16 protein-coding genes are annotated in these 14,838 nt (G+C 69.4%); 6 read left to right on the top strand and 10 right to left on the bottom strand.

Going from position 1 to position 14,838, the window contains the following annotated elements; genetic code table 11:
- Positions 1-72 precede the first annotated feature (72 nt).
- The 8 genes from ispG to AX690_RS11435 all read right to left on the bottom strand — a co-directional run bounded on the left by ispG (position 73) and on the right by AX690_RS11435 (position 8,849).
- A complete protein-coding gene (ispG, locus tag AX690_RS11400) occupies positions 73-1,212 on the bottom strand; it encodes a flavodoxin-dependent (E)-4-hydroxy-3-methylbut-2-enyl-diphosphate synthase (protein ID WP_066681754.1) in 1,140 nt (379 codons plus the stop codon).
- A gap of 183 nt (positions 1,213-1,395) precedes the next feature.
- Positions 1,396-2,481, bottom strand: a complete 1,086-nt coding sequence (locus tag AX690_RS11405) for a RodZ family helix-turn-helix domain-containing protein (RefSeq protein WP_066681752.1) — start codon at positions 2,479-2,481, stop codon at positions 1,396-1,398.
- A 185-nt stretch (positions 2,482-2,666) separates the two neighbouring features.
- Positions 2,667-4,931 carry a phosphoenolpyruvate--protein phosphotransferase gene (gene ptsP, locus AX690_RS11410; protein WP_066681749.1) on the bottom strand — a complete coding sequence of 755 codons (2,265 nt, stop codon included), beginning with the start codon at positions 4,929-4,931 and terminating at the stop codon, positions 2,667-2,669.
- Positions 4,932-5,158: 227 nt separating this feature from the next.
- Complete coding sequence (locus tag AX690_RS11415; protein WP_066681745.1) at positions 5,159-5,554, bottom strand: hypothetical protein; 396 nt, start codon at positions 5,552-5,554, stop codon at positions 5,159-5,161.
- 221 nt (positions 5,555-5,775) lie between these two features.
- Positions 5,776-6,723 carry a DMT family transporter gene (locus tag AX690_RS11420; protein WP_066681742.1) on the bottom strand — a complete coding sequence of 316 codons (948 nt, stop codon included), beginning with the start codon at positions 6,721-6,723 and terminating at the stop codon, positions 5,776-5,778.
- Positions 6,724-6,924: 201 nt separating this feature from the next.
- Positions 6,925-7,656 (bottom strand): AraC family transcriptional regulator, encoded by a 732-nt coding sequence (locus AX690_RS11425; protein WP_066681740.1) that lies wholly within the window; start codon positions 7,654-7,656, stop codon positions 6,925-6,927.
- A gap of 42 nt (positions 7,657-7,698) precedes the next feature.
- The gene (locus tag AX690_RS11430) at positions 7,699-7,989 is read right to left on the bottom strand and encodes a hypothetical protein (RefSeq protein WP_066681733.1); all 291 of its coding nucleotides are present in this window, start codon (positions 7,987-7,989) and stop codon (positions 7,699-7,701) included.
- On the bottom strand, positions 7,989-8,849 hold the full coding sequence (locus tag AX690_RS11435; protein WP_156449635.1) for a hypothetical protein: 861 nt from the start codon (positions 8,847-8,849) through the stop codon (positions 7,989-7,991). Before AX690_RS11435 ends, AX690_RS11430 begins: the two co-directional genes overlap by 1 nt.
- Positions 8,850-8,853: 4 nt before the next feature.
- Between AX690_RS11435 and AX690_RS22860 the strand changes: the two genes are divergently transcribed.
- Positions 8,854-9,066: a hypothetical protein gene (locus AX690_RS22860; protein ID WP_156449636.1), complete on the top strand. Its 213-nt coding sequence runs from the start codon at positions 8,854-8,856 to the stop codon at positions 9,064-9,066.
- Positions 9,067-9,076: 10 nt separating this feature from the next.
- Here the strand turns inward: AX690_RS22860 and AX690_RS11440 are convergent, their stop codons facing one another.
- Both AX690_RS11440 and AX690_RS11445 read right to left on the bottom strand, forming a co-directional pair.
- Positions 9,077-9,541, bottom strand: a complete 465-nt coding sequence (locus AX690_RS11440; RefSeq protein WP_066681727.1) for a hypothetical protein — start codon at positions 9,539-9,541, stop codon at positions 9,077-9,079.
- A gap of 205 nt (positions 9,542-9,746) precedes the next feature.
- Positions 9,747-10,994, bottom strand: a complete 1,248-nt coding sequence (locus AX690_RS11445) for an aspartate kinase (RefSeq protein WP_066681724.1) — start codon at positions 10,992-10,994, stop codon at positions 9,747-9,749.
- A 170-nt stretch (positions 10,995-11,164) separates the two neighbouring features.
- On the opposite strand from AX690_RS11445, the gene ubiG reads away from it, so the two are divergent.
- The 5 genes from ubiG to AX690_RS11470 all read left to right on the top strand — a co-directional run bounded on the left by ubiG (position 11,165) and on the right by AX690_RS11470 (position 14,712).
- Complete coding sequence (ubiG, locus tag AX690_RS11450; RefSeq protein ID WP_066681723.1) at positions 11,165-11,932, top strand: bifunctional 2-polyprenyl-6-hydroxyphenol methylase/3-demethylubiquinol 3-O-methyltransferase UbiG; 768 nt, start codon at positions 11,165-11,167, stop codon at positions 11,930-11,932.
- Positions 11,933-11,969: 37 nt separating this feature from the next.
- Positions 11,970-12,350: a hypothetical protein gene (locus tag AX690_RS11455; RefSeq protein ID WP_066681720.1), complete on the top strand. Its 381-nt coding sequence runs from the start codon at positions 11,970-11,972 to the stop codon at positions 12,348-12,350.
- 287 nt (positions 12,351-12,637) lie between these two features.
- The gene (locus tag AX690_RS11460; RefSeq protein ID WP_066681717.1) at positions 12,638-13,645 is read left to right on the top strand and encodes a glycine zipper domain-containing protein; all 1,008 of its coding nucleotides are present in this window, start codon (positions 12,638-12,640) and stop codon (positions 13,643-13,645) included.
- A gap of 114 nt (positions 13,646-13,759) precedes the next feature.
- Positions 13,760-14,077: a glycine zipper 2TM domain-containing protein gene (locus tag AX690_RS11465; RefSeq protein ID WP_066681715.1), complete on the top strand. Its 318-nt coding sequence runs from the start codon at positions 13,760-13,762 to the stop codon at positions 14,075-14,077.
- A gap of 116 nt (positions 14,078-14,193) precedes the next feature.
- Positions 14,194-14,712 carry a lipocalin family protein gene (locus AX690_RS11470; RefSeq protein ID WP_066681713.1) on the top strand — a complete coding sequence of 173 codons (519 nt, stop codon included), beginning with the start codon at positions 14,194-14,196 and terminating at the stop codon, positions 14,710-14,712.
- The last annotated feature ends 126 nt before the right edge of the window (positions 14,713-14,838 follow it).

The following is a 14,838-nucleotide window of genomic DNA, read 5'->3' on the forward strand; positions in this document are numbered from 1 at the left end:
GCCGACGACGCTGAGGATCAGGGTGGTCATCAAGGCTCCTCCCGGGAGACTGGCGGGCTCGGGCGCCCGTTCTTATTCCGCGGCCAGCGCGCCGGCGGCCTTCGCCGCCTGAAGCTCGGCGGCCTTCTTCTCGACCAGCTCGACGATGTGGTCGATCATGCCGTCGTTCGACTGCTTATGGTCGGGCTTGCCGGCCATGTAGACCATGCCCGCGCCCGCGCCGCCGCCGGTGAAGCCGATGTCGGTCATCAGGGCCTCGCCCGGACCGTTGACGACGCAGCCGATGATCGACAGCGACATCGGCGTGGCGATGTGGGCCAGGCGCTCTTCCAGGGCCTCGACGGTCTTGATGACGTTGAAGCCCTGCCGCGCGCACGAGGGGCAGGCGATGATGTTGACGCCCCGGTGGCGCAGGCCCAGCGACTTGAGGATATCGAAGCCGACCTTGATCTCTTCGACAGGATCCGCCGCCAGCGACACGCGAATTGTGTCGCCGATGCCGGCCCACAGCATCGAGCCGATGCCGATCGAGGATTTCACCGTCCCCGTGCGCGTCGCGCCGGCCTCCGTCACGCCCAGGTGCAGCGGGCAGTCGATGGCCTCGGCCAGCTGGTAGTAGGCCGCGACGGTCAGGAACGGGTCGGACGCCTTCACCGAGATCTTGAATTCGTGGAAGTCGTGGTCCTGCAGGATGCGGGCGTGGTTGAGCGCGCTCTCGACCATCGCCTCGGGGCAGGGCTCGCCGTACTTCTCGAGCAGTTCGCGCTCCAGCGAGCCGGCGTTGACGCCGATCCGCATCGAGCAGCCGTGGTCGCGCGCGGCCTGGATCACGTCGCGGACGCGGTCGGGCGAACCGATATTACCCGGATTGATCCGCAGGCAGGCCGCGCCCGCCTCGGCGGCCTCGATGCCGCGCTTGTAGTGGAAGTGGATGTCGGCCACGAGCGGGACCTTGGCCTCGCGGGCGATGGTCTTGAAGGCGGCGGTGCTCTCGACGTCCGGGCAGCTGACGCGGACGATGTCGGCGCCGGCCTCCTCCAGCTGGCGGATCTGCTCCAGCGTCGCTTTTGCGTCGCTGGTCAGGGTGTTGGTCATCGACTGCACCGAGATCGGCGCGTCGCCGCCCACCTCGACGGCGCCCACGCGGATCTTGCGCGAGGGGCGACGCGTGATCTGGCGCCAGGGACGGACGGACGTGTGGTCTGCGGACATGGCGGTAATTTAGAGGGTGTTGAGGGCGGATAGAAGGGGTTTACCCGCCCCCTTCTCCCCTTGCGGGAGAAGGTGTCGCCGTCAGGCGACGGATGAGGGGTCGCGAAGGCGTTGACGGACGGGCTGTTCAACCCCTCATCCGTCCGCTTCGCGGCCACCTTCTCCCGCAAGGGGAGAAGGGAACTATTGCGGAGGCGTCGCCGCCGGGGCCTGTGCGACGGCCGGAGCCGCCGGCGCGACCTTCGGCGCGGGAACCAGCTTGCCGAGCGCCGTCGAGGCCGACGGCAGGCGGCTGACCAGGGCGCCGCCGTAATAGACCTCGAACACCATCGGGTCGGAGACGTCGGCGACCAGGCCCGGCGTGCGGGGCGCGCGATAGGCGTCGCCGGCCGCCAGGGCGCGAGCGAAATGGACCTGGCCGTCCCCGCCGCGCACCACCAGGGTCGCGGCCTTGCGAGCCTGCAGCACGACGCCGGAGCCTTCGCCCGGCGCGGCGCCGAGCATCGCGCCCTTGGGTTTGAACGGCGCGCCGACCTGGATCCGGTGGGCGGGATCGACGACGCCCGCGCGGGCGGCGGCTTCCTCGCGCGCCTTGGCGGCGGCCTTGGCCGCGTCCACCGACCCGCCGTTGGCGGCGGCGTCGTCGAGGCCGGGGGTCTTGTAGGGCTCGGGCGTGGTCGACTCGACCGGCGCCGGCAGCGGCGCGCCGAGGGCGACCTGGCTGTTGTTGGCGTGGGCCTGGACCTGGGTCGAGGCGGCCGGCGGGGCGATCTGCGGCGGCGGGGCGTCCTTGGCGATGGCGCGCTGGGCGACGTTCCACAGCAGGATCGCGCCGACCACCAGCACGCCGCCGGCGAAGATCAGGGCCAGGCGCGGATCACGCTCGCGGCGCACGCCGACGGGCTCGCGCAGCTCGGCGCTCTCGTCCGGCGCGTCAGCCTTGAAGCGGGCCACGGCGGCGTCGACATCCATGCCCAGCAGGGCGGCGTAGGCGCGGACATAGCCGATCGTGAAGGGGCGCGAGGGCAGCGCCTCCAGGCGCATGGCCTCCAGCGCCTCGACATAGCTTTGACGAATGCGGGTAGCCTCGGCGACCTGTTGCAGACTGAGACCGCGCGCCTCGCGGGCGGCCTTCAGGGCGGCGCCGATGTCGGCGGGTTGGTCCTGGACGGGCTGTTCCCCAACGAGGTCGGCGACCGCGAACGGCGCTGGGTTCGCCTCGACCTCGTCGAGATGCAAACGCTCCACGTTCCCCATATCTCGCGGCATACTGACTAAGCGCCCCCGGAAACCGCTTGGAACTCAAACCGCCTGGTGCAGATCGCTGGCGAAGCTTTTACGCTTCCCCGACTCCATTATGCACGAAATTCTTAACGAGTGTTTGTGGGTAGCAAACTAAGTATCAGGATTCAATGTACTTACCGGTCGCGCTTGCCTAACCGGATAACAGCGTTCTACACCGCCACGTAAAGCTTGCGCGCCAGCGTCTCGATCTCGCCGCGCAGCGATCCGCCCGAGCCTTTCAGCAGCGCCTCGACGTTCCGGCGAGCCGCCTCGCGGTCCAGCGACAGCACCATCTGCTTGACCGGCCCAATGCCGGCCGGCGGCATCGAAAGACGATCAAAACCCAGCGCCACAAGGGCGAAAGCCTCCAACGGACGCCCCGCCATCTCGCCGCAGACCGACACCTGGGTGCCCGTGTCGGCGCACGCCTGCTGGATCGTCTTCAGCGCTCGCAGGGCCGCCGGGGACAGCGGATCGTAGCGGTCCGACACCTTCGGATTGCCCCGATCGGCGGCGAACAGATACTGCATCAGGTCGTTGGTGCCGACCGAAACGAAGTCGGTCATCGGCAACAGTGCGTCGAGATGCCACAGCAGCGACGGGGCCTCGATCATCGCCCCGACGTCCAGGCGCGATGGCGCGGGCCGGCCACGCTTCAGGGCCCAGGCGACTTCCTGATCGACGAACGAGCGCGCGGCGCGGAACTCGTCGACATTGGCCACCAGCGGGAACATCACCCGCAGCGGCCGGCCGTTGGCGGCCTTGATCAGGGCGCGGATCTGCATGCGCAGCAGGGCCGGCCGGTCCAGGCCCATGCGCACCGCGCGCCAGCCCAGGGCCGGATTGTCCTCGCGCTCCAGCTCCATGTACGGCAGCAGCTTGTCGCCGCCCAGGTCGAGCGTGCGGAAGGTCACCGGCATGCCGTCGGCCGCATCCAGCACCTTCTCGTAGAGACTGGTCTGAGCTTCCAGGCGCGGCAGCTCCTCGGCCACCATGAACTGGAACTCGGTGCGGAACAGGCCGATGCCCTCGGCGCCCGTCTCGGCCAGGATGTCGAGATCGACGGCGAGCCCTGCGTTCATCAGCAGGGTGACCTTGGAGCCGTCCTTGGTGATGGGCGGCGTGTCGCGGAGGCGGGCGAACTCGGCCTTGCGCTGGGCGCGGACTTCCATCCGGACCTTCAGCGCCTTGACCACGTCCAGACGCGGGCGGAGCCAGGCTTCCTGGGTCTCGGCGTCGACGACCACGGGGTCGCCCTCGCTGACCCGGTCGCGCAGCCCGGCCAGGCGCCCGACGCACGGGATGTCCAGGGCCCGGGCGACAATGCCGGCGTGGCTGGCGGCGCTGCCCTCCTCCAGCAGGATGCCCTTCAGCTTGGTGCGGTCGTACTCCAGGAGGTCGGCGGGACCGAGGTTCCGGGCGATCAGGATGGCGTCGTCGGGCAGGACCCGCACGTGGTGCACGTCGCCCGACAGATGGCGCAGCAGCCGGTCGTTCAGATCTTCCAGGTCGTGCAGCCGCTCGCGCAGATAGGGGTCGCGGGCCTGGCCCAGGCGCGCGCGGTGCTCGGAACGGACGCGCTCGACGGCGGCCTCGGCGGTCAGGCCCGAACGCACGGCCTCCTCCAGGCTGCGGTTCCAGCCCCGGTCGTGGGCGAACAGGCGATAGGTCTCCAGCACCTCGTACGAGGCGCCGACCAGGCCGTGCTGGCCCTCCAGCATCTCGTCGATCTGGGTCTGCAGGGCCTCGATCGCGTATTTGAGCCGGGCCTCCTCGGCCAGGGCGTCGTCGGACAGCAGCTGCTCGGGCGCGACCGGCTGCTCGTGCAGCACCGCCACGCCGTACGCCAGGCCTTCGGCGAACCGCGCGCCCTTCAGCCGCTCGGGCCTGTGCGGCGCCAGCTCGACGTCCTTCAGCTCGTCGGCGCCCAAGAGCTCGCTGGAGCTGACCATCTCGGCCAGCACCATGGCGATGATCTGCAAGTCCTCGACCTCTTCCTCGTCATAGACCCGCTCGGTGCGGTTCTGGACGACCAGCACGCCGATCGCGCGGCCGCCGCGCAGCAGCGGCACGGCCAGGAAGGCGTGATAGGGGTCTTCGCCCGTTTCTGGACGGTACGAGAAGGCCGGGTGGCTGGCGGCGTCGGACAGGTTCAGCGGCCGGCCCAGGCGCATGGTCTCGCCGACCAGGCCCTCGCCCGGCTTCAGGCGGGTGACGTGGACGGCCTCGCGGGCCAGGCCCTCGGTGGCGAACAGTTCGAGGTCGCCCGAGGCGCGGCGCAGATAGATCGAGCAGACTTCCGCCACCATCGAGATGGCGATGGTGCGCACCACCATGTCGAGCTTGGCCTGGGCGGGGCCGCCCCCGGCCATGGCCTCGCGAATCTGCCGAAGCAGGCTTCGTGGTCCTCGAACGGCGATGCCGGATGCCGCCATGAGCCTTAAGCGCGCTCCCTAACCCTGGAGCGGCGGCCCCTTGCCCGGGCCCGAACCACTCCGTCCTCCAGAGGGGGCTATAGCAGATTTCGTCGCCGCGATACCCGCCGCGCGCAACGGAACGACGTTTAGGTGCGGCGGCACGAAAAAGCGCCGCCTCCGAAGGAGACGGCGCAGTTTGCTCGCGGGAGGAGGGATCGGGACTCCGGCGAGGAAGGCGCCACGCCTCAGCGGCGATAGCCGTAGGCGTAACGGTTGTCGTAGCGGTCGTAGGACCGATCGTTGCGACGGTCGTAGCGGTCGTAGGCGTAACGGTCGTTGCGATAGCCAGTGTTGTAATAGCGGCTCTCGTAACGCGGAGCCGCGCGATAGCCGTGGCTGTAGCGACGGTCGTTCCGGTCCTTGGCTGTGGTGGCGCCCAGGGCCGCGCCGGCGACCGCGCCGATGGCGACCGCTTCGCCCCTGCCGTCGCCCAGGGCCGCGCCGGCGACGCCGCCGATCACCGCGCCCAGGATGGCGCGCTCGGTCTTTTCGCCGGCGAAGGCGGCGGTGGCGGGAGCGACCAGGGCGCCGGCGATCGTGACAGCGATGGCGGTCTTGGTGAACTTGCCGAGGGTGGTCATGGCGGGTCTCCTATCTCTGTTGATAGCTGTTCTAGACCCCCGCGTCTGAACCGGGTCGGGACCGGTCGTTCAGGTTGGGTTTAGGTTCAAGCGTCCCCAAACCCGTGTCATCCCGGCCGTAGCGGAGCGGAGAGCCGGGCCCCAGGGGCGGCTCGCACTGAGCTCCTGCACCCCCTGGGTCCCGGATAGCCTCTGCGAGGCTTCCGGGATGACACCCAAATTTAGGCCTGGGCCAATGCCTGCCCGTCCGGCGCATGCCGCCGCGCCGACCACAGCACGCCCGCCAGCATTAGCACGATGGCGAGGCTCTCCAGCAGGCGCGGCCAGCGGCCTTCGTGCAGGAAGCCGTAGAGCAGGGCGAAGACCGTCTCGAACACGATCAGCTGGCCCGACAGCGACAGCGGCAGCAGGCGGCTGGCGGCGTTCCACAGGCCGTTGCCGATCACCGAGGCGCCGATCGCGACGGCGAAGCTCACGCCCCAGAACAGGCCCCAGGCGTCGGCCGCGTGCGCCTTGCCGCCCAGCGCGAAAGCCGGGACCACGATGACCAGCGAGAGCAGCCCCGTGGCGACGCCCGTCAGCAGCGACCACTCGTGGCTGTTGAACTTCGGCGTTGCGGCCAGGCGGCGAGCGTTCCACACGGCGTAGGCGGTCCAGACCGCCAGGGCCAGCAGCGCGCCGGCCAGGCCGACCAGCGTCCGCCCCGCCCCGGCGCGCCCGGCGGCGGCGAAGGCGTCCAGGTTGATGCAGACTCCGCCGGCGACGATCAGAGCCAGCGGCGCGATCAGCCGCCGCAGCGGCGTCCCCTCCCCCGCTTTCGCCCCGACGAGGGTGATGGTCACGGGCAGCAGACCGATGACCAGCGAGGCCAGGGCCACGCCCGCGCTCTGCACGGCGACGGCCAGGCCGACATAGTAGATCAGGTTGCCCAGCAGGCTCAGCAGCAGGAGGTCGCGCCAGTCGCGGCGATCCATCCGCGCCAGGACGCTCCTGTAGCTGGGGACCAGCAGCACGGCCGCCGCCAGGCCATAGGCCAGATATCGCCCCGCCGTGGCCTGCAGCGGCGTGAACTCGGCCAAGAGCTTGGGCGCCAGGAACACCCCGCCCCAGAACGCCCCGGCGATCACGCCGCAGGCCAGGCCGAGCAGGAGGTTGCGGGAGGGGATCATGGGCGCGGACGTAGCAGGTTGGGCGAACGACGGCTTGGCGAAAGCTCCCGGAGGTTTGGCGATTTGTCTCCCTCTCCCCTTGCGGGAGAGGGTGGCCGCCTTCGGCGGCCGGGTGAGGGGTCGCGCTCCGTTATCCGGACGCGTCCTTCAACCCCTCATCCGGCGCTGCGCGCCACCTTCTCCCGCAAGGGGAGAAGGATGCTACCGACCCTTCCGCCACGCTCCGGGCGTGACGCCCAACGCCGCCTTCATGCGCTTGGTCAGGCCGCTCTGATCGCCGTGCCCGGTGCGCGCGGCGATCTCGGCGATCGAGAGCGTGGTGTCGGAGAGCAGGCGCTGGGCGGCCCTTAGGCGCGCGTTCGACAGGACCGCGTGCGGCGTCGTTCCGTAGGCGTCGGCGAAGCGCGCGTGGAAGCGGCTCTGACTCATGCCGGCCTCAGCGGCGAGGTCGCGGACTGTGAGGGGCTGGTCGAAGCGCGCCTCGATCATCGCCACGGCGCGCGCCAGGCGCGGATCGACCGCGAGGGGCGCGGCCGCGAGCCCACGCAGCAGCAGCGGCGTCCACAGGCCGGCGACGGCCGTGTCGATCGCGCCGGGCGCCTCTCCCGAGAGGAAGTCGAGCAATCCCCGCACCGCGCCCGTGACCGGCGCGAAGGGCCTCTCCCGCAGGCGCTCGAAAGGCTTCATCAGGTCGCCGCCGATATCGGCCACGACGAACAGGTTCTCGCCCGAGGCGGCGAAGGCGTGGCGCGCGCCAGGCGGGACGACCGCGGCGCGGCCCGGATCGACCCGGCCGCCCTTGCCGTCGATCTCCATCTCCAGCACGCCCCGGCGCGGCAGCACGATCTGGTCGAAGGCGTGGGCGTGCGGCGGCGCGTCCTCGCCATAGCGGCGGAACGACAGCTCGGCGGGCGCGGTCAGGGCGTGAGCCATGCCGCGACTATAGAGGGATCGACCGTCGACCGGAACGCGGGCTCAGCTGGCGCGGTAAAGGCAGACATCCCTGAGGACGCTGCTGATATAGGCCTGCCCCTCGGCGATCAGGGTCTCGGTCGGCCCGACCACGCACTGATCCCCGACCTTGATCATGACCTGGGCCCACTTGTCCGTGACCAGATCGCCTGACACGTCGAACTCGCCGGCGGTCTTGCCGTGGCCCTCGGCGATGTTGACGATCGGGCCCAGCGTCATCTCGTTTTCCTTGATCCACTCGTTCAGGTCATTGAGATCCAAGGTCGGATCAGCGCCGATGATATGCGTGCCCATCAGAGGTAACTGTCCTTTCCGGTCAGCGACTTGACCTTCTGCACCGCCTTGTCGAAGGCGACTTCGTTCTGGACGTTCTGGTTCATCCAGATCCTGATGGCCGCGATCTGGTCCGTGCGGAATGTCTTTGACGTCGCATCGCCGACCGTCGCGCCGAGCGCGGAGGCGGCGGCCGCCAAATCGGCGTCGTTGAGCTTCTGGAGATCAAGCAGCAGCGCCTGCTTGCGCGGCGCCAATCCCGGCTGCAGGTTTACGGTATAGGCGATATCAAGCTGGCGCTTCTTCTCCGCCGCGTCGGCGGTGGCGGTCGAGGTCAGGGCCTGTATGGCCTCCTCCAGCCGCGCCTTGCCCTCGAGCGCGCGAACGTCGCCGAGCGCTTCGGCCAGGGAATAGTCCTTGGCCTCCAGCCGCAGCTTCGCCACGATGGCCGCCTTGGCCTCCAGCCGGTTGGCGTCCATGGCCGCCAGCACCGCCGGCAGAGCCTTTTCGATGAAGAGATCCTTCGTGACCGAGGCCTGACCGCCCGCCACCACGGCCGAGGCCGCGGCCAGGGCGCGCCGGGCCTCGTCGCCCGAAACCACCGCGGCCCCATTCATGATCAGGATGGCGAGATTGCCGCCGAACGCCGTGCCCTTGGCTTCCTGTGACAGCCGGCCACGGAACGCCTCGTAACGCGCGTCGGCGGCGCTGATGTAGAGCGCGACCACGATGTCGCGGAATTCCCGCTTGCTCATCCCGTCGCGGCAGTCGGGCCAGACCTTGCCCGCCGCGCAGGTGTCGGACGCCTGGTAGAAGGTCGTGAGAACCTTGCTCTCGGGCAGGGCCTCGACGACCTTCAGCCGCGCATCAGCGGACGTCACGGGCTTGGCCGACCCGGTCAGGGCGGCGCATCCCGCGAGCGCCTGCAAAACGCCGACCAGCGCGATGGCCGCGAGCGCGCGAAGACAAGCGCTGCGCGATGAAGCCGATATCCCGACCATGTCCTGCCCCCGCGCCCCCGAAGAACGGCGTTACGTGAAACTAGAGCATGCTCAAGAGATTTTCAATGTTTCAGGTTGTGTTTCCGGAAAAGACTAGTATCCGGTGTTCACCCATGTCCGGGCAGCGACAAAGGCTGGCTGGCGTCCTCGACCAGGCGCCTTGCCTGTTCCAGCGCCGCGTTGATGTCGCTTTCGATGAACTCGACCTCGAGGTCGGTCAGCGGGTGCGGGGCGGCGATGGTGCCGCGCAGGTACTCGCGGCGCTCGGCCTCGGCCATCGACCACCAGCCGACGGTGTGGCCTTCCTCGATCACCGCATCGCCCATGGCCAGCAGGTCGTCGGTGTCGAAGATCGGCTGGCCGACCTTTTCCGGGAAGCGCAGCTCGGCGTCGTTGACGACGCGGTCCAGGCGCTTGAGCAGCGCCGCCAGCCAGGGGCTGACCAGCAGGGGCTTTTCATAGCCGTCGCCGAACTTGGCCCGCAGCAAGAGGTCGAACAGCACCTTCAGCCCCTCGTCGCCCGAGAAGGTGACGGTCTTGGCCTCGGGGTCAAACTTGAAGATGTCGGACATGGGGTCTCTCGGAAGCGATGTCGCTTCCATAACGTCCGAAGGCGACGTTTTCATCTAAGTCGGCGGAGAGCGCCCCCACCACCGCTTCGCGGTCCCCCTCCCCCGCTGCGCGAGGGAGGATGGAGCCATTCCTCCTCACCCGTGCAACGGGGGAGGCGGCGCGAGGCGAAGCCTCGTGACGGAGGGGGCGCTCCCTCCGTCGAAACTACAGCTGGTCCAGCCCGTAGACCGCGTGCAGGGCGCGGACGGCCAGTTCCGTGTAGGCCGCGTCGATCAGGACCGAGATCTTGATCTCCGAGGTCGAGATGACCTGGATGTTGATGTTCTTCTCGGCCAGGGCCGCGAACATCGACTGGGCGACGCCGGCGTGGCTGCGCATGCCGACCCCGATCACCGACACCTTGGCGACGTCCTCGTTGACCGCGACATCCTCGAAGCCGATCTCGGTCTTGGCGGCCTGGACGATCTCGACGGCGCGGGCGGCGTCACGCTTGCCGACCGTGAATTCCATGTTGGCGGTCGCGTTGGTGCGAGCCCGCGACTGGACGATCATGTCGACATTGACGTTGGCGTCGGCGAGACGGCCGAAGATCTGCGAGGACACGCCCGGATGGTCGGGCAGGCCCAGCAGGGTGATCTTGGCTTCGTCGCGGCTGTAGGCGACGCCCGAGACGATGCGCTTTTCCATGATTTCTTCCTCGTCGCAGACGATCGTACCTTGGCCCGGGGCTTCGCCCGGTTCGACGAAACTGGACAGCACCCGCACCGGGACGCGATGGGCCATGGCCATCTCGACCGAGCGGGTCTGCAGAACCTTGGCCCCCAGCGAGGCCATTTCGAGCATCTCCTCGTAGGAGATCTTGGCCAGGCGCTTGGCCTTGCTCTCGATGCGCGGATCGGTCGTGTAGACCCCGTCCACGTCGGTGTAGATGTCGCAGGCGCCCTTTACGGCCGCCGCGATCGCCACGGCCGAGGTGTCCGAGCCGCCGCGGCCCAGGGTGGTGATGCGCTGCTTGGGGGTCACGCCCTGGAAGCCGGCGATCACGGCGATCTCGCCGCTGGCGAAGCAGGCCTCGAGGTTCTCCGGCGGAATCTCCTCGATCCGCGCGCGGCCGTGGGCCTCGTCGGTGATGATCGGCACCTGCCAGCCCAGGAACGAGCGGGCCTTGTGACCCATGTTGCGCAGGGTCATGGCCAGCAGGCCGGCGGTCACCTGCTCGCCCGAGGCGACGACGGCGTCGTACTCGTCGTCCGACTCCGGCAGGCCCTGGGCCGCGCGGCCGGCGCCGTCGGTCCAGGCGACCAGCTCGTTGGTCTTGCCCGACATGGCCGAAACGACCACCGCGACCTGCTTACCCGTGGCGACCTCGGCGGCGACCAGGCGCGCCACACGGCGGATGCGCTCCAGGTCGGCCACCGACGTGCCGCCGAACTTCATCACCAGACGTGACACGTCCTTGGTACCTCGACACTTGGTTATTTCTTGCGCCCGCGCGGCGGGAACCCTCCCCTTCGCGCAAGCGAAGCGCCTTCTAGCGGCGCGATGGCGCAACGGCAATGTCGCGGAGCTGTCTTTTTTCTCCGGTCATGGCGCGAAAAACTCGGCGTGGTACAGGTAGACACATGAGCGAAGCAGCCAAGCCCTCCCCCTCTGGCACCGCCTGGAGCATCGACCCGGCCGACGTGGCCCGCTTCTCGGCGATCGCCGCCGAGTGGTGGGACCCCAAGGGCAAGTTCGCGCCGCTGCACGTGTTCAATCCCTGCCGCCTGGCCTTCATCCGCGAGCAGGCCCTGGCGCGGTTCGGCCGCGACGGCGACCAGCGCGCGCCGTTCGACGGCCTTTCCCTGCTCGACATCGGCTGCGGCGGCGGGCTGCTGAGCGAGCCGATGGCGCGGCTGGGTTTTGCGGTGACGGCGATCGACGCCTCGGAGCGCAACATCAAGACCGCCGCGACCCACGCGGCCGAGCAAGAGCTCACGATCAACTACCGCCCCGCCACCGCCGAGCAGCTGCTGGCCGAGGGCGCGGGGCCGTTCGACGTCGTCCTGACCATGGAGGTCATCGAGCACGTCGCCGATCCGGGCGAGTTCCTGCGCACCTGCGCCAAGCTGCTCAAGCCCGGCGGCATCATGTTCGTGGCCACCCTGAACCGCACGCTGAAGGCGCTCGCGCTCGCCAAGATCGGCGCCGAGTACGTGCTGCGCTGGGTTCCGCCCGGCACCCACGACTGGAAGCAGTTCCTGAAGCCCGAAGAGCTGCGCGCCTTCCTGGCCGGCGAGCCGGTGGCGATGCAGGGGCCTTACGGCGTCAGCTACAACCCGCTGACCGGCCGCTGGAGTCGCTCGGCGGATACGGACATCAACTACATGATGACCGTGACCAGGGATTGAGACAGACTGACCTTGCGATGTGCGCGCGAGGTGTCTGATGTTCCTGCTCCTGCTTGTCTCGGCCATTCTTCCGGGACCGATCAGCGGCGACTTCGATCACGACGGCAAGGCCGACACGGCGCGGATCGTTCGCGCGGGCGAGCGCGCCCATGTCCTGGAGATCGTGCGCGGAGCGGCGCCTGACGCCCCCGTCCGGATTGAACTGGGCCGTTATGCGCCGGACTATATGGTCCCCGCCGAGAACAGCGGCGCGGTGGCGACCTCTTGCGGCAAGGGGGGCGGCGCCAATACAGACCCCTGCCCTCGCAAATCGGTCCAGGTCACCCGGGGCGATCTGCTCGTGGGCGCGGCCGAAGCCAGCGAAAGCGTCTTCATCTGGGACGGCCATGCCTTCCGCCGGGACTGGCTGAGTGACTGACGCCCAAAGCTGCAAATCCCGTGTCATCCCGGAAGCCTCGCAGAGGCTGTCTTAAGACCCAGGGGGTGAAGGAGCGCCGTGCGCGCCGCCCCGGGATTCCGGCTCTCCGCTGCGTGCTACGGCCGGGATGACACGGATTTTGTGAGCTTGGAGCGCACTAGCGCCCCCTTCGGGAACCTCTCCAGCAACCTGGGCCTTATCATCTCCGCAGGGACATAGCGCCCCGGATTGGCGACCCGGTGTCGGGGGTCGGCCGTCGATCCGTTCGATTTGAACGGAGACCCAAGATGACGTCCAAGACCCTCGTCGCCCTGATGGCGACCACCATGGCGTGCGGCGCGATCGCCCCCGCCGTGGCCCAGACCTCGGCCTACCAGCAGAGCTTGCAGCGCTACGACGACCAGCGCGCCAACTACTACGAGCGCGTGGCCGAGTATCGCGACCGCCAGGCCGCCTATGAGCGCGACCGCGCCAACTACCTGCAGGCCCGCGACGACTATGACCGCCGCTACGGCCGCGGCGCCTATGATCGGCGCTATCGGGCCGAGGCCGACCGCTATCGCGCCGCCGAGTACCGGCAGAGCGCCGCCTACTACGCCGAGCAGGCCCAGTTCGAGCGCGACCGCGCCAACTACGAGCGCGCCCGCGCCAACTACGACCGCCGCCATGGCGAGGGCGCCTATGACCGCCGCAACCCGCGCCAGGCCGATCGCTTCCGGACCAGCGGCTATGGCCACGCCTCGGGCTATGACGCCGGCCGCCAGCAGTGGGAGCGCGATCGCGACCGCTACTACGCCGCCCGCGACGAGTACGACCGCCGCCACGGCTACGGCGCCTATGACCGCCGCCATCCGGGCGAGGCCAACCGCTATCTCGCGCCCTACGCCGGCGCGGTCGGCGTCGACACCAACGCCAACGTCTCGTACGGCGACAACTGCCGTCAGGACGCCAAGCGCAACGCCACCGTCGGCGGCGTGATCGGCGCCCTGGCCGGCGCGGCCCTGGGCTCGAACGTCGCGGCCCGCAACGCCAAGACCGAAGGCTCGGTGCTGGGCGCCCTGGTCGGCGCCGGCGTCGGCGCGGCGGTCGGCAACGCCTCGGCCAAGTGCGACACGCGCGGCAACTACTGGACCTACGACCAGACCCAGCCCTACCGCTACAGCGACGGCCGCTACGCCGCCGCGGGCGAGCGCTGCCGCCTGGCGCCCGCCCCGACCGACTACAACGGCCGCGTCGAGACCCGTTACGTCCGCGTCTGTCCCGACGCCGACGGCCGTTACCGCGTCGAAGGCTGATCCCCGCGTTCGCCCAAGCTGAAGCGTCGCCTTTCCGACCTTGCCGGAAACCGGCCGTCAGCCTGGGCGTTTACGATCCGAGGGATCTGAAACAAGAACAATCGGAGAGCCGCCATGCGCCCCCGTCTGAAAGCACTCGTTCTGGCCACCGTCGTCGGCTTCACCGCCAGCAGCGTGGCCGTCACCGCCGCCGACGCCCAGTCGCGCAACGGCCGCTATCGCGTGCTGGTGTGCGAGAAGTCCAAGTCCAAGGCCAAGAACGGCGCGATCATCGGCGGCCTGTCCGGCGCCCTGCTGGGCAACGCCGTCGCCGGCAACGGCGCCCGCACCGAGGGCACGGTCCTGGGCGGCGCGGTCGGCGCGGTCGCCGGCCACGAGATCGCCAAGGGCAAGAGCAAGAAAAAGTGCCACTACGAGTACCGCTACCGCTAAGCGAACAGCGATAGAGCGCGAACAAGGGCGCCGGACCATCGGGTTCGGCGCCCTTTCTTGTCTTGGCGAGCATCCATCCGTGGGGCCGGGCCGTAACGGCGGGCGAGGAGATCGCCATGCCCCACGCCCCTGTCGCCCTTGTCGCCCTCGTCGCCGCCCTCGCCGCGGCCGGTCCCGCCGAGCCCCGGCCAACGCCCATCGACGCCGCCAGCCACTATTCCGGAACCTGGCTGGAGGTCGGGCGCACGCCGATGGGCGTCACCAAGGGCTGCGTCGCCGCGACCACCGTCTACAAGCGCCTGGACGACCGCCGCGTCGAGGTCGAGGACGACTGCCGCCAAGGCGGGATCGACGGCAAGCGCCGCGCCATCCGCGGCAAGGGCGTGATCGAGGATCCCGGCGTCAACCGCCGCCTGAAGGTGTCCTACCTGCCGTTCGTGACCTGGCGCTACGAGGTGCTGGAGACCGACCCCGCCGGCGCCTGGTTCATCTCGGCCTCGCCGGACAAGAAGAAGGTCTTCCTCTATGCCCGTCGTCCTCTTCCGCAAGCGACGCTGGACGACCTGACGGCCCGCGCCCGCCGCGCGGGCTATGCGGGCGAGATCGAGTACCCGGCGACGAAGGACGCGCCCTAGTCTCGTCCGCTCTCCCTCCCCCTGTCATCCCGGAAGCCTCGCAGAGGCTATCCGGGACCCAGGGGTCAAGCGCATTGCGGCTGTTCTTGGGTCCTGGCTCTCCGCTTCGCTGCGGCCGGGATGACA

Origin of the sequence: Caulobacter sp. CCH9-E1, from assembly GCF_001556515.1 — a bacterium.
In the GTDB taxonomy this organism is placed as follows: Bacteria; Pseudomonadota; Alphaproteobacteria; order Caulobacterales; family Caulobacteraceae; genus Caulobacter.

Bases quoted from the DNA above. Each gene is read 5' to 3' on its own strand.
- ispG (WP_066681754.1), bottom strand. From the start codon at position 1,212: ATGTCCGCAGACCACACGTCCGTCCGTCCCTGGCGCCAGATCACGCGT.
- AX690_RS11405 (WP_066681752.1), bottom strand. From the start codon at position 2,481: ATGCCGCGAGATATGGGGAACGTGGAGCGTTTGCATCTCGACGAGGTC.
- ptsP (WP_066681749.1), bottom strand. From the start codon at position 4,931: ATGGCGGCATCCGGCATCGCCGTTCGAGGACCACGAAGCCTGCTTCGG.
- AX690_RS11415 (WP_066681745.1), bottom strand. From the start codon at position 5,554: ATGACCACCCTCGGCAAGTTCACCAAGACCGCCATCGCTGTCACGATC.
- AX690_RS11420 (WP_066681742.1), bottom strand. From the start codon at position 6,723: ATGATCCCCTCCCGCAACCTCCTGCTCGGCCTGGCCTGCGGCGTGATC.
- AX690_RS11425 (WP_066681740.1), bottom strand. From the start codon at position 7,656: ATGGCTCACGCCCTGACCGCGCCCGCCGAGCTGTCGTTCCGCCGCTAT.
- AX690_RS11430 (WP_066681733.1), bottom strand. From the start codon at position 7,989: ATGGGCACGCATATCATCGGCGCTGATCCGACCTTGGATCTCAATGAC.
- AX690_RS11440 (WP_066681727.1), bottom strand. From the start codon at position 9,541: ATGTCCGACATCTTCAAGTTTGACCCCGAGGCCAAGACCGTCACCTTC.
- ubiG (WP_066681723.1), top strand. From the start codon at position 11,165: ATGAGCGAAGCAGCCAAGCCCTCCCCCTCTGGCACCGCCTGGAGCATC.
- AX690_RS11455 (WP_066681720.1), top strand. From the start codon at position 11,970: ATGTTCCTGCTCCTGCTTGTCTCGGCCATTCTTCCGGGACCGATCAGC.
- AX690_RS11460 (WP_066681717.1), top strand. From the start codon at position 12,638: ATGACGTCCAAGACCCTCGTCGCCCTGATGGCGACCACCATGGCGTGC.
- AX690_RS11465 (WP_066681715.1), top strand. From the start codon at position 13,760: ATGCGCCCCCGTCTGAAAGCACTCGTTCTGGCCACCGTCGTCGGCTTC.
- AX690_RS11470 (WP_066681713.1), top strand. From the start codon at position 14,194: ATGCCCCACGCCCCTGTCGCCCTTGTCGCCCTCGTCGCCGCCCTCGCC.